Raw genomic sequence first — 13,297 nt, 5'->3', positions numbered from 1 at the left:
CGTCCGGCCGCGCCCGCTCCCGCATCCGCGCTCGTACGTGTCACGGCCGCCCCCAGGGAAAGCGGCCTGTTCCGCGCCGGACGGCCCGCATTCGGAATGCGCGGTGCGGGCCGCGGAAATACGGTGAAGGGCCTGCCGTCGGGAATTTCAGCGCGATGATGCGCGCCGCGCCGCCCGAGGCGCGTCCCGCCGGGAGGGCGGCGCCGCGGCCGCCGGTCTTCGTGAAACGTTCCGCCGCTCCCCGGACGGCCGCCGCGCTCCTCGTCGTCCTGCTGCTGCTGGTGATCGTCCGGCTGCCGTGGGCCGGTGACCTCGGCATGCACGCGGCCACCGTCGAACGCCTGCGCCACAGCCTGCTGCACCCCGGCAACCCGCTCGTCGACACGGACACCCCGAGCCCGTACTACTCGCCGTGGATGCTGCTGCTGGGCTGCGTCGCCCGGTGGAGCGGCTGGTCCGTCTTCGTCGTGCTGCGCCTGGCCGCGTGCGCCGGGCTGGCGCTGCTGGCCACGGGCGTGCGCCGGTACGTGCGGACGCTGAGCGCGCACCCGGCCGCGCCCGCCCTGGCCGCCCTGAGCCTGGTGCTGCTGTGGGGCACCGCACTCATCAACTGGAGCGGCTTCGTCTCGCTCAACTCCCTCGCACTGACCGTCTCCTACCCCAGCGTGTTCGCCCTCGGTCTGGCCTTCCACCACTGGGCGTGGCTCACCCGGGCCCTGCGCGCGCCGGCCGGGTGGGAGGTGTGGCTCGGGCTCGGGGCGCTGTGGGCGGTGATCCTGCTCTGCCACCAGTTCACGGGGATCGTCGCCACCCTGGGCGCGCTGGCCACGGTGATCGCCGCCCGGCCCCCGCGCGCCCAGTGGCCCCGGATCGCCGCCTCGGCCGGGCTGGGGCTGCTGGTGCTGTGGCTGTGGCCGTACTACGACTTCTTCGCGCTGTTCTCGGCCGGGCGGGACCTGGAGGGCGTGCACCGGGCGCTGTACACGGACTTCGCGGGCCGGTACTGGCTGGCGCTGCTCGGTGTGGCCGCGCTGGTGGTGCGGTGGCGGCGCGACCGCCGGGATCCGCTGGCACTCTTCTTCGCGCTGGGCGCGCTGGTGTGCACCGCGGGTTTCGTCAGCGGCCACTACTCCTGGGGCCGGGCGCTGCCCGCCGCGCTCGTGCCGGCCCAGCTCGCCGTGGTGCTGGAGGTGCTGGGCCGGGGCCGGCGGGCGGTGCGCACCGGGTGGGCGTGGGCGCTGGCGGGTGCGCTGGCCCTGGGCGCGTGGACGCAGGCGGGGGTGCTCGGGTACGTCGTGGGGCGGGCCGCGCTGCCGGGCGCGCTCGCCGTGCACTACACGGAGCCGTGGGCCGGGTACCACTGGATCACGCCGTACGTGAGGTACGGCGACGTGGTCATGGCCCGGGACGTGCCGTCCCAGCTGATCCCGGCCTACGGCGCCTACACCGTCGTTCCCGGCTACCCGGAGTTCTTCCTGCCGGACGAGGCACGGCGGGAGCACGCCGTGCAGCGCTACTTCGCGCGGAGCACCCCGCGGGGCGCACGCCGGGACATCCTGCGGATGTACCGCGTGCGCTGGGTGGTCGACGGCCGGGAGCCCCTGCGGGACCCCGGCCTGCGGCCCGTGGCCCACGGACCGGGCGGGCAGGTGCTGTACGCCGTGGTGCCGTGAGCCCGGGCGCGGGACCTCAGGACTTGCCGCTGGTGAAGGCCTCGTAGGCCTTCAGGACCTCGTCGGTGGGGCCGTCCATGCGCAGCACTCCGCGTTCCAGCCACAGCACCCGCTCGCAGGTGTCGCGGATCGAGTTGTTGTTGTGGCTGACCAGGAAGACCGTGCCGGCCTGCTTGCGCAGCTCGCGGATGCGTTCCTCGGAGCGCTTCTGGAACTTGCGGTCGCCGGTGGCCAGGGCCTCGTCGATGAGGAGGACGTCGTGGTCCTTGGCGGCGGCGATGGAGAACCGCAGCCGGGCCGCCATGCCGGAGGAGTACGTCCGCATGGGCAGCGTGATGAAGTCGCCCTTCTCGTTGATGCCGGAGAAGTCGACGATCTCCTGGTAGCGCTCCCTCACCTGCTCCCGGGACATGCCCATGGCCAGGCCGCCGAGGTGGACGTTGCGCTCGCCGGTGAGGTCGTTCATGAGGGCGGCGTTGACGCCGAGCAGGGAGGGCTGGCCGTCGGTGTAGATCTTGCCGTTCTCCACCGGCAGCAGGCCCGCGATGGCCTTGAGCAGGGTGGACTTGCCGGAGCCGTTGGTGCCGATGAGGCCGATCGCCTCGCCCTTGTAGGCGACGAACGAGACCTTCTTCACCGCGTGCACCCGGCGTACGCCCGCGGCCTTCTCGGCCTTGCCGGGGCGCAGGATGCGGTTGAGCGCGGCGGTCGCCGAGCCGCGGCCGGCGCCCGTGCCGTGCACCCGGTAGACGATGTCGACCGCGTCGGCGACGACGGTGGGGATCTTCTCGCTGGTGCGCTCAGCCACGTCCGTACCTCTCCTCGGCCTTCCAGAAGTAGACGAAGCCGCCGACCCCGGCGAGCAGCGCCCAGCCCACGGCGTACGCCCACACGTGGTGCGGGAGCTGGTGGGCCTTGAAGCTGTCGATGAGCGCGAAGCGCATCAGGTCGATGTAGACGGCCGCCGGGTTGATCTCCAGCAGCGTCTTGACGAAGTGCGGGACGCTGCTGTGCTTGAGGGTCGCGTCGATGCTCCACATGACCCCGGAGACGTACATCCAGGTGCGCAGCAGGAACGGCATGAGCTGGGCGATGTCCGGGGTCTTCGCGCCCATCCGGGCCACGACCATCGACACGCCCGCGTTGAAGACGAACTGGAGCACCAGCACCGGCACGGCCAGCGCCCAGGACGCGGCGGGCAGCACGCCGAAGCAGAGCAGGATCACCACGAGGGCGGCCATCGAGAACAGCAGCTGCTGGAGCTGCTGGAGCGCGAAGGAGATGGGCAGCGCGGCGCGCGGGAAGTGCAGGGCCCGCACGAGGCCCAGGTTGCCGGAGATGGCCCGGGTGCCCGCCATGATCGAACTCTGCGTGAACGTCCAGATGAACACGCCGGTGACCAGGAACGGGATGTAGTCCGAGACGCCCCGGCTGGTGCCGAGCAGGACGCCGAAGATGAAGTAGTACACCGCGGCGTTCAGCAGCGGTGTGGCGACCTGCCAGACCTGGCCGAGCTTCGCCTGGCTGTACTGGGCGGTGAGCTTGGCCGTGGCGAAGGCCGTGATGAAGTGACGGCGCGCCCACAGCTCGCGCACGTACGCGGGCAGGGTGGGGCGGGCGCCGCTGACGGACAGGCCGTGGCGGGCGGCGAGCGCCCCCAGGTCGTCCTCGGCCTGGGCCGGGGCGGGGGGCGGTGTGTGGAGGACCTGGCTCACATCCGCTGCTTTCGCTCGGGGGAAGGGGGCGCGGGCGCCGGCTCCGTGTCCACCGCCCGTTTCCTTACGGTTCTCTTCACGTTCTCTTACGCCGGAACGGGACCGTATCGTCGCAACGTGAGCGTAGGCCCAAGTGACGTCGCAACGCAACCGTTTCGTCGTAACGGCCTATGCTGGAGCGCATGACGACGAACGCCGGCGAACCCCAGACGCGTCCGCGCCGCGCCCCCGCCGGGGCGGCCGTGCTGCGGGAGGACGTGACGGAGGCGATCCGGGCCGCCGTCTTCGGGGAGCTGGCGGCCGTCGGCTACGCGCGCATGTCCATCGAGGGCATCGCGCGGCGCGCGGGCGTCGGCAAGACCGCGGTGTACCGGCGCTGGCGCTCCAAGCTGCACCTGGTGCTCGACGTCGTCTCCGCGCTCGCCGTGCAGGGCCTGCCCGCGCCGGACACCGGTTCCCTGGAGACGGACCTGCGCCTGCTGTACGAGGTGACCTCCCGCGCCCTGCGCCACCCCGTGGCCTCGCAGATCCTGCCCGACCTCCAGGCCGAGGCGGCGCGCAACCCCGATCTCGCCGAGGCCGTGCAGAAGGCCCTGCGCGACGGCCAGGAGGGTGTCGCCAGCAGCATCCTCGCGGCGGCGGGGGAACGCGGCGAGATCAGCCCCGGCCTCGACCGCGACCTGGCCCTCGACCTGATCTCCGGTCCCCTGTACTGGCGCGCGGTCGTCATCCGCAGTCCCAAGCTCCCCAAGGGCTACCTGGGCGCTCTGGCACGCGGCACGGCGGAGGCGCTCAAGGCGCTGTGACAGCGAGGCCGGCGAGCGCCCCCGATCCGGCGCGGGGCGCGCGCGGCGCCGGGGCGCGCCGCTCAAGGCGTGCCCGGGCGCCCCGTCGGTTCACGGGCCAAGGCGTGCCCGGCGTGCCCGGGAAGCGCCTCGCGCCCGGGTTGTGCGCCCACGGGGCGCCCGGCTGCCCGGCCCACGCGGCCCCGCGGCGGCCGGCGCGGGCGGGCGGGCGGGCTCTCAGGCGCGGGGCGCCTGAGGGTGGTGGTGGAGCCAGCCTGCCCAGGCTGAGGTGATCATGTCGTGGACGTCGTGCTTGGCCTTCCAGCCGAGTTCCGCGGTGATGCGGTCGGCGGAGGCGACGACGCGGGCCGGGTCGCCGGAGCGGCGCGGGGTGACCGTCGGCGCGCGGTGGTGACCGGTGACGGAGTTGATCGTGTCGATCATCTCGCGCACCGAGACGCCCTCCCCGCGGCCGATGTTCAGCGTCAGGTCGAGGCCGGGGGCGGCGCGCAGCGCGCGGGCCGTGGCCACGTGGGCCTCCGCGAGGTCCACCACGTGGATGTAGTCGCGGATGCAGGTGCCGTCGGGGGTGGCGTAGTCGTCGCCGAAGATGCGCGGCGGCGCGTTCTCCGTCAGCTTCTCGAAGACCATGGGGACGATGTTGTACACGCCGGTGTCGGCGAGTTCCGGGGCCGCCGCGCCCGCCACGTTGAAGTAGCGCAGGGAGGCCGTGGACAGGCCCGTGGCCCGGCCCGTCGCGCGGACCAGCCACTCACCCGCCAGCTTCGTCTCCCCGTACGGCGACATGGGCGCGCACGGCGTCTCCTCGGTCACCAGGTCCACGTCCGGCATGCCGTAGACGGCCGCCGAGGAGGAGAACACGAAGGCGCCCACCCCGGCTGCCGTCACGGCCTCCAGCAGGACGCGCAGGCCCTCCACGTTCTCCCGGTAGTACTGCAGGGGCAGCTCCACCGACTCGCCGACCTGCTTCTTCGCCGCGAGGTGGATGACGCCGGTGATCCCGTGCTCGGTGAGGGTCCGCGCCACCCGGTCCCCGTCCAGGGTGGAGCCCACCACCAGGGGGACCCCGTCCGGGACGCGCTCTGCGATGCCCGTGGACAGGTCGTCGTAGACGACGGCCTGCTCGCCCGCTTCGGTCATCGCGCGGACGACGTGCGCTCCGATGTAGCCGGCGCCGCCGGTGATCAGCCAGGTCATGGTGGGCGTCTCCTCGTCAGTTGGCCCAGGTGGTGCAGGTGGTGCAGGTGGTGCAAATGGTTCAGTCTGCTGTGAGCTGGGATGCGTTCGCGTCCCTATCCGGTTCCACGGCCCAGCAGGCGGCGGACCCGGCCGCGCAGGATCGTGGTGGCGCCGCGCCAGCCGGTGGCCAGGCGCAGGGCCAGCGCGCCCGAGTGCGTGGCGTAGGGCTGGACCAGCAGGACGCCGAAGCGCAGGCTCGGCACGACGCTGCGGCGCAGCAGGCCGGTGTCCGCCCCGGCGTGCCCGGTCACCTCGCGGGCGGTGCTGTCGGCGAAGCGCACCCGCAGCCGCAGGTCCCAGGTCCCGGCACCCAGGGCCGCCAGGTCCACGACCGTGTCGGCCCGCCAGGTGTCCCCCGCGTCAGGGCGCAGCGCGACCGTGGCGCGCTGCGCCACGCGGCCCGCCTCGCGGTGCAGCCATTCCACCTCCACCGTCCGCGGCTTCGCGGCCGCCACCTGCCCGTACATCTCGTGCAGGCGCAGCCGCAGCAGGGTGGCGCCCCGCGAGCGGGGACGCAGCGCCGCGTCCACGCAGAGCGGCAGCCGGTGCGCCGGCCGGGCCAGGTAGGGCTCCAGGGTGAGCTGGGGCAGGTCGTCCGCCCAGACGGGGACGCCTTCCTCGCCGCGCGCGTAGGGCGGGCACAGCCGGTCCGGCCGGGCGGCCAGTTCCTTCAGCCGGGGCAGGTCGCGCGGCTCGGGCGAGGCGAGGACGACCCGGGCGATGAGGCGGCCGGGCGCGGTCGGCTCGGCCGTCCAGTCGCCCGCGTCGTACTCCCGCAGGTACGCGCGCGTGTGGGTCCACCAGGCGCGGCGGTACTTCGCGTCGCGCAGGGTCAGCTCGCGGGCGTACATGCGCAGCTCGTGTTCGAGGAACTTGGCGCGGGCCGCCCGCGCCAGCTCCTTCTGCCCGGCGTTCAGCAGGATCTCGTACGCCTGCCGGTTCGCCTCGGTGCGCGCCTGCCAGTTCTCGACGTGCGCGCGGTCCAGCGAGATCGACAGCTGTTCGGCGGAGCGGCGTACGTTCCACACGTACACGTGGTCCGGGACGAAGGCCATGCGCGGCCCGGCGGCCAGGACCCGCGCGGCGAAGACGATGTCCTCGTAGGGGAAGCGGCCCTCGGGGAAGCGGATGTCGTGCTCACGGAGGAAGGCGGTGCGGTACAGCTTGTTGACGCACAGCGTGTCGTGCACGATCCCGGGCTGCTGCGCGGGGTGCGCGAGGACGGTGGTCCGCGTGTACAGCTCGCCCTGCCACGGCACCTCGCGGCCCGAGGGCAGCTCGCGGCGCACGCACAGCCCGCCCGCGACCTCCGCGTCCTCGTGGTCGGCCGTCGTGAGCAGCGCGTCGACGGCGCCGGGCGGGAGCACGTCGTCGCTGTCGAGGAACATCAGGTACGGCGACGTCACCGCGTCGATGCCGGTGTTGCGTGGGCTGCCGCAGCCGCCGCTGTTGCTCTCGCGCCGGATCACCCGCAGCCTCGGCTCGTCCTCGGCGAGGCGTCTGAGCAGCTCATGGGTGCCGTCGGTCGAGCAGTCGTCGACGGCGACGACCTCGCGGACCATGGGGCCCTGGACGAGCGCGGAACGCACCGCGTGCGCTATGCGGTCGACATCGTTGAAGCCGATGACGACGACGCTGACGTGCGGGGTCTGCTGCGGGTGCAGGTGCATGGAGTCCACGGCCGAATATCGTAGGTGTGGTCGGTAATCTCCCGTTAAGTGGAACTCAGTGTCCCGGACGGAAGACGGTGCGGGTCCTGCTCGGGTTGTCTGCGGGGCACCACGGGTCTCGTCGAGCGCCACAGCCGGACGAACGAGACTACCGTGGCCGTGGCCAGCAGGCCGTTTCGGGTCAGTATCAACACACAACCCGTCCAGGTGCACCCCGCGACCTGGCTGTAGAGCGTCGGGTAGGCGATCGCGCTGACCAGGCAGGCGGGGGCGATCAGCGCCGTCACCGGGCGCTGTGTGGTCTCCCGTGAGGTGAGACACACCGCGGCGAGTCCCACCAGCCAGATCATGTACTGCGGGCTGATCACCCGGCTGGTCACGGTGAACAGCAGGACGGCGCTCAGCGCGGCGTCGCAGGGCGTCGCGGCCGTCCAGTGCCGGGCCCGGACGCGCCAGAGCAGCAGCAGTGCGAGGGCCGCCGCGGACAGGGCCAGTGAGACATGTGCCACGGTCGTGACGTGCGGGCCGGTGAACTCCAGCGCGCCGTACTGGTAGCGCACGGTGCCCGGCCAGCCCGCGTGGGTCGCGAAGGCGAGCACCGTACCGCCGAACGACTCGATCTGCACCCCCCGGCCGCCCTGCTGGCGCACGAAGGCCAGCGGGTTGCGGAACACCCCGGCGAGGACCAGTGCGACGAGGGCCCCGGCCCCGGCCGCCCAGGTCCACGCCGAGCGCGTCGTACGGCCCCGGGGGGCGCCCAGGAGCACCAGGGCGGGCCACACCTTCACCAGGGCGCCCAGCGCGGCGAGCGTGCCGCACGCGCGCGGGGAGCGGCGCAGCGCCAGCAGGGAGAGCACGGCGAAGGCGGTGACCTGGACGTCGTAGCGGGCGAGCGGGACGTGCAGCAGCAGCGGCAGGACCAGCGTCCAGTAGACGGCCCCGCGCACGCTGCGGCCCGGCCGGGTGCCCGCGCGGGCCAGCGCCAGGGCGATCAGCGCGTCGGCGGTCAGGGTGAGGGCGACGAAGGCCCGGAAATACGTCAGCCCCGGCAGCAGCGCGGGCGACAGCAGTACCGGGCCGGCGCCCGGCGGGTACTGCCACAGCGTGTCGTGCGCCGGGAAGGCGCCCTGGGAGAGCACGACGTACCAGCGGTGGTACAGCTTCCACACCTCGCGTGCCACCGCGCCCCCGCCCAGGCCGGGCAGCGTGTCGTGGGCGAGCAGCCACAGCATCACGGCGCGCGTGAGGAGCCAGGCGGCCGTCAGGGCGAGGAAGCGGTGTCCGCTCGACGCGCGGACCAGGGCACGCGGCACGCTCGGGAAGGCACTCATCACGCCGGATCGTAGACCGCGTCAATGCCGCGTCCGCGTTGATACGCGAGCAATCACCGGTAAGAAGTCGCCAAGCATGCCCGATCGGTCATTCCGGACGAGTGTGCGGGGGGTCAGGGGTCGCCCCGCGACGTGATCCGCCGGGGTCCTGTCAGTCGGGGAGGTCCCGTGCCGCCGCGTCCAGGGCGTCGGTGAGCCGGGTGAGGCGCAGGTGCAGATCGGCGGCCTCCTCGGCGTCGAGGCCGGTCGCCGTCGCGATCCGGTGCGGCACCAGGGCGGCCCGCTCGCGCAGGGCCGCGCCCGCGCCGGTCAGCCGCACCTGGACCGACCGCTCGTCGCGCGCGCTGCGCTCCCGGGCCACCAGGCCCGCCGCCTCCAGGCGCTTGAGCAGCGGGGAGAGGGTCCCGGAGTCGAGGCGCAGGCGCTCGCCCAGCCGTTTCACGGGCGTCTCGCCGTCCTCCCACAGCACCAGCATCACCAGGTACTGCGGATAGGTCAGGCCAAGGTCCTTCAGGAGGCCGCGGTAGACGCCGGTGAAGGCGCGGGAGGCGGCTTGCAGCGCGAAGCAGATCTGGCGGTCCAGGCGCAGCCACTCCTCGTCGGGGGCGCAGGTCCGCGGTACCTCGGTCGTCATGGCCCCAGGGTACCTCGGGCGCGTCATTTAGTTGTGCACAATTGAATTGTGTGCTCTAATCGTGGCTGTCCGGACAGGACGCCGACCCGGCGCCCGCCGGCGTACGACGTACGAGAGGGACGGATCTCCATGGACGCGCTCTACACCGCCGTCGCCACCGCCACCCACGGCCGCGACGGCCGTGCCTTCAGCTCCGACGGCAAGCTGGACGTGCAGCTCGCCCCGCCGGTGGAACTCGGCGGCGACGGCCTGGGCACCAACCCGGAGCAGCTCTTCGCCGCCGGTTACGCGGCCTGCTTCGCCAGCGCCCTCGCCGTCGTCGGCCGCCGGGCCAAGGTGGACGTGAGCGACGCCGCCGTCACCGGCGAGGTCGGCATCGGCAAGCAGGGCGAGGGCTTCGCGCTCGCCGTGACCCTGCGCGTCGAGCTGCCCGACACCGTGGACGAGGCCACCGGCCGCAACCTGGTCGAGCAGGCCCACCAGGTCTGCCCCTACTCCAACGCCACCCGCGGCAACATCCCGGTCGAACTCGTCATCGAGTGACCTTCCCCGTCCCCTCCGGACTCCGTTCCCCTCCCGCTGCGCCCGCTGCGCCCTCTGCGCTCTCCGTGCTCTCCGCGCGTGGGCCCGGGATGCCCGCCGCAGGCCGGCGCGCCCCCGGGGCCGGCGCGGCGGCCAGCAGCGGCAGCCCCAGCACCGGCAGCAGCCAGGCCAGCACGATCAGCCGCTCGCCCCACACGGTGATGTCGGGATGCGCCGCCTGGTTGAGGAACCCGGTGGCCGCGGCCGCCACCACGAAGGCGCCGAACGCCCGGCCGGGCCCCGGACCGGAACCGGGACGGGCCCTGAGCGCGCCCCACGCGCCCGCGGCGAGCAGCGCGGCGAACAGCGGCTGCCACAGCTGCCGGCGCAGCCACTCCCGCCAGAAGCCGGCCTCCAGCCGCAGCAGTTCCGGCCACGGACGGGCCCGGTCGGGCCGGGCGTAGTGGTCGGTGAGCAGGTCCTGGAGGCTGTCGTACTCGGACGGGTAGTGCAGCGCCCGCGCCACCAGCAGCGTGCCGGCGACCGCGCAGCACGCCACCGCCGTGACCGCGAGGAGCGCGCGCCCCGCCGGCCGGTGCCGCGCCCGCCGCCGTACGGTGATCAGCGCGCCCGCGGCGGCCAGGGCCAGGCCGAGGAACAGCGCCTGGGAGTGCTTCACCGTGAACAGCGCGAGCAGCGCGCCGCCCACCACCGCGGGCCCGCACCGGCCGCGCCCGTCCAGGGCCAGGGCACAGCCCCACAGCGCCGTCAGGGTCAGCGCCGTCATCAGGCCCTCGGTCATCGGGCGCATGGCGGTGGTGCCGCACGGCAGGACGTAGTAGAGCCCCTGGCCGGTCAGCGCCAGGGGCGCGGGCACCCGGCGCCCGCGCAGCAGCACGTACACGAGGACGCCGCCCGCCACCGTCACGGTCACGCCCGCCGCCCACAGGCCCCAGGTCGCCCCGAGGACGCTGACGAAGGGGAGCAGGAACACCGGGTAGCCGGGCCGCACCTCGAAGATCCGCATGAAGCGCACCGGCATGAACGGCAGGGTGTGCCCGCCGGTCTGCCCGGCCCGCAGCCGCGTCTCCACGGCACGCCCCAGCTCGGTGCGGCACTCCTTCGCCACCCGGGCGGCCGGGCTCGGCGCGCGGAAGCGCAGCACGTCCACGCTCTGCTCGCGGCGGGCCCGCGCGGCCCGGCCCGCGCAGGCGTAGTCGATCGTGACGGCCGCCGTCGCGCGCTTGTCCGTGCCGCGCAGGCTCAGGGCGTAGGACAGGTAGTTCTTGGTGTCGGGGGTGTCCCGGCCGGTGACGGTGCCGAGCTGGAGCAGCGCGAACAGCACGGCCAGGAGCAGGACGCAGCCGCGCGGCCCGCGCAGGCGGGATGCCGCCTCCCGCATCCGGGCGCGGGGCCTCATGACGGGGCGAGCCGGCCGTGGCCGGAGAGCTGGGCGGGCACCTGGGCGGAACCGGGCGCCGCGGACCGGACGGAAGCGGCGGGCGCGGCCGGTCCGGGCGGGGTCCAGCCCTCCTCCCCGAGGAGCAGCGTGCGCACCACCCGTTCCGCCGCCCAGCCGTCGTCGAACTCGCAGAAGCGCGCCCGGAACGCCGCCCGCAGCCGCGCCGACTCCGCGTCCCGCCAGGTCCCGGAGGCCAGCAGCCACGCCAGCTCCCGGTAGGAGCGCGACACGTGGCCCGGCGGCTCCGCGGTGATGTCGAGGTACAGGCCCCGGCTCGCCGTGTACGCGCCGAGGTCGTCGGCGTGCACCACGATCGGCCGGTCCAGCGTGGCGTAGTCGAACATCAGGGCGGAGTAGTCGGTGACGAGGACGTCGGAGGCGAGCATCACCTCCTCGACGAACGGCTCGTCCGTCGCGTCGACGAGCACCCCGCGCCGGTGCAGCTCGGCCAGGCCCAGACCGCGCGCGGGGCCCGCCGCCAGCGCCGGGTGCAGCCGGACGACGAGGGTGTGCCCCTCGCCGAGGTCCGCGGCGAGGCGGGCCGCGTCGAAACGCTCCACGTGCCCGCCGCGCCGGTACTCGCGCGGCGTCGGGGCGTACAGCACCACCGTGTGGTCCGGCGGGATGCCGAGCCGGGCGCGTACCGCGGCCCCCGGCTCGTCGCCTTCCCGTGCGCCGGCCCGCACGAGGACGTCGTTGCGCGGGCTCCCGGTGCGCGCGGAGACGAAGCGGCACGGGTAGGCCCGCTCCCACACCAGCTCGGAGTGGCGGTTGGCGACCAGGCTGTGGTCCCAGCGGTCGGCGCGGCGCAGCGTGCCCGGGACGTCCAGGCCGTGCCGGGCGCCCGGCTTGGCCAGCAGGTCGGCGCCCATGTACTTCAGCGGGGTGCCCTGATGGGTGTGGATGTGCACACTGCCGGGGCGCTTGGCGGGTACGTCGGGCCAGTTGACGTTGTTGACGAAGTACCCGGCGCGCGCGGCCAGCCGGCGGAAGCGCGGGGTGGCGGGCAGGACGTACTCGACATCGGGCGGCAGCAGCCCGGCCCGCCGCGCCTGTTCGGCGTCGCGGACCACCCAGACCCCGCGCAGGTGCGGGGCGATCTCCCGCGCCTTGCGGTGGACGGCCGCCGGATCGCCGAGCACCCCGCGGTGCGAGAACGCCGAGTACAGGACGAGGTCCGGGTCCAGGGGGCGGCGGCCGTGCACCGCCGCCCAGCCGCCCTTCACCCCGCGCGCCGCCACCCGGCGGACCCGCCGCGCCCGCCGGCCCAGCTCCCGCTCGGCCCGCTCGGCCTGCCGCCGCAGCCGGTAGGCCGCGTAACCGCCCTCCAGGACGGCGAGGTCAGCGCCGACCGGTGCGCCCGCGGGCCGGTGCGCGCGGAACAGTTCGGCCGTGCGGTGGAAGAACTCGGCCTTGTCCGCCGCCGGCAGCCGGTCCGGCTTGGCGAGGATGTCCAGGCAGTGCTCGCCCATCTTGCGGTGCAGGTACGGCCGCCAGGAGGCCAGCTCCGGGTGCGCGTCCACGTACGCGAAGACCCGCTCGTACTGGTCGTGGACGTCGAAGTGCTTGCGGCTGGTGGTGGACAGGATGTTGCCCTGCCGGCGCTGGCGGTACAGCAGGCAGATCCGGTCGAGCACGGCGATCCGGCCGGCGGTGAGCAGGACCGGGAACGTCCAGGGCGTGTCCTCGTAGTAGCCGGGCGGGAAGGCGAAGCCGTGCGCCTCGACGAAGTCGCGCCGGTACAGCTTGTTCCACACGACCATCAGCAGGTCCAGGATCTCCGGCCGCTCGGCCGCCGTGAACGTCCCCTCGCCCGCCTCGGCCAGAACCCTCGCCAGGGCGTTGCGCCGCGTCCCGCCCCACCAGAAGGTGCGCGCGTAGTCGAAGACCAGCACGTCCGGGTCGCCGGTCTCGGCCAGCCGGTCGGCCATGGCGCGCAGCGCGCCCGGGGTGAGGGTGTCGTCGCTGTCCAGGAAGAAGAGGAAGTCGCCGGTGGCCAGGGGCATCGCGGCGTTGCGGGCGCGGCCGAGCCCGGCGTTCTCGGGCAGGTGCAGCACGCGCACGCGCGGGTCACGCTCGGCGTACTCGTCGAGGATCGCGCCCGAGCCGTCCGGGGAGCGGTCGTCGACGGCGATCACCTCGATGTCCCGGAAGGACTGGCCGAGGACCGAGTCGAGGCACTCGCGCAGGAAGCCCTGCACCTTGAAGCAGGGGACGATGATGCTGAAGCGGGGCACTGCTCTCG

The 13,297-nt window shown here is 74.0% G+C and carries 11 protein-coding genes; 3 read left to right on the top strand and 8 right to left on the bottom strand.

What is annotated here, in order from left to right; all coding sequences use genetic code 11:
- Positions 1–158 precede the first annotated feature (158 nt).
- Positions 159–1,673, top strand: a complete 1,515-nt coding sequence (locus ACFC02_RS08660; RefSeq protein WP_376354150.1) for a hypothetical protein — start codon at positions 159–161, stop codon at positions 1,671–1,673.
- Positions 1,674–1,689: 16 nt separating this feature from the next.
- Here ACFC02_RS08660 and ACFC02_RS08655 read toward each other — a convergent pair whose 3' ends face one another.
- On the bottom strand, positions 1,690–2,481 hold the full coding sequence (locus ACFC02_RS08655) for an ABC transporter ATP-binding protein (RefSeq protein ID WP_376354093.1): 792 nt from the start codon (positions 2,479–2,481) through the stop codon (positions 1,690–1,692).
- Positions 2,474–3,388: an ABC transporter permease gene (locus ACFC02_RS08650; RefSeq protein WP_360972555.1), complete on the bottom strand. Its 915-nt coding sequence runs from the start codon at positions 3,386–3,388 to the stop codon at positions 2,474–2,476. Before ACFC02_RS08650 ends, ACFC02_RS08655 begins: the two co-directional genes overlap by 8 nt.
- Positions 3,389–3,570: 182 nt before the next feature.
- On the opposite strand from ACFC02_RS08650, the gene ACFC02_RS08645 reads away from it, so the two are divergent.
- Positions 3,571–4,194, top strand: a complete 624-nt coding sequence (locus ACFC02_RS08645; protein WP_376354090.1) for a TetR/AcrR family transcriptional regulator — start codon at positions 3,571–3,573, stop codon at positions 4,192–4,194.
- Between the two features lie 216 nt (positions 4,195–4,410).
- On the opposite strand, the gene galE is transcribed toward ACFC02_RS08645, so the two are convergent.
- From galE to ACFC02_RS08625, 4 genes are all read right to left on the bottom strand, one after another.
- Entirely contained in the window at positions 4,411–5,391 is a 981-nt protein-coding gene (galE, locus tag ACFC02_RS08640) for a UDP-glucose 4-epimerase GalE (RefSeq protein WP_376354087.1), read from the bottom strand.
- Positions 5,392–5,486: 95 nt separating this feature from the next.
- Positions 5,487–7,103: a glycosyltransferase gene (locus ACFC02_RS08635; RefSeq protein ID WP_376354148.1), complete on the bottom strand. Its 1,617-nt coding sequence runs from the start codon at positions 7,101–7,103 to the stop codon at positions 5,487–5,489.
- Between the two features lie 44 nt (positions 7,104–7,147).
- A complete protein-coding gene (locus ACFC02_RS08630; RefSeq protein WP_376354084.1) occupies positions 7,148–8,434 on the bottom strand; it encodes a glycosyltransferase 87 family protein in 1,287 nt (428 codons plus the stop codon).
- Positions 8,435–8,585: 151 nt separating this feature from the next.
- Complete coding sequence (locus tag ACFC02_RS08625; RefSeq protein WP_376354081.1) at positions 8,586–9,068, bottom strand: MarR family winged helix-turn-helix transcriptional regulator; 483 nt, start codon at positions 9,066–9,068, stop codon at positions 8,586–8,588.
- Positions 9,069–9,197: 129 nt separating this feature from the next.
- Between ACFC02_RS08625 and ACFC02_RS08620 the strand changes: the two genes are divergently transcribed.
- Positions 9,198–9,611 (top strand): organic hydroperoxide resistance protein, encoded by a 414-nt coding sequence (locus tag ACFC02_RS08620; RefSeq protein WP_376354078.1) that lies wholly within the window; start codon positions 9,198–9,200, stop codon positions 9,609–9,611.
- On the opposite strand, the gene ACFC02_RS08615 is transcribed toward ACFC02_RS08620, so the two are convergent.
- Together ACFC02_RS08615 and ACFC02_RS08610 are read right to left on the bottom strand one after the other, a co-directional pair.
- Positions 9,601–10,992, bottom strand: a complete 1,392-nt coding sequence (locus tag ACFC02_RS08615) for a hypothetical protein (protein ID WP_376354075.1) — start codon at positions 10,990–10,992, stop codon at positions 9,601–9,603. The genes ACFC02_RS08620 and ACFC02_RS08615 overlap by 11 nt on opposite strands.
- 14 nt (positions 10,993–11,006) lie before the next feature.
- The gene (locus ACFC02_RS08610) at positions 11,007–13,289 is read right to left on the bottom strand and encodes a CDP-glycerol glycerophosphotransferase family protein (RefSeq protein WP_376354072.1); all 2,283 of its coding nucleotides are present in this window, start codon (positions 13,287–13,289) and stop codon (positions 11,007–11,009) included.
- Positions 13,290–13,297: the final 8 nt, after the last annotated feature.

It is taken from the genome of Streptomyces sp. NPDC056160, assembly GCF_042268205.1.
GTDB lineage: Bacteria > Actinomycetota > Actinomycetes > Streptomycetales > Streptomycetaceae > Streptomyces.
The sequence above is the reverse complement of the archived record's forward strand: the minus strand, read 5'-3'. Positions and strand labels throughout refer to the sequence as shown.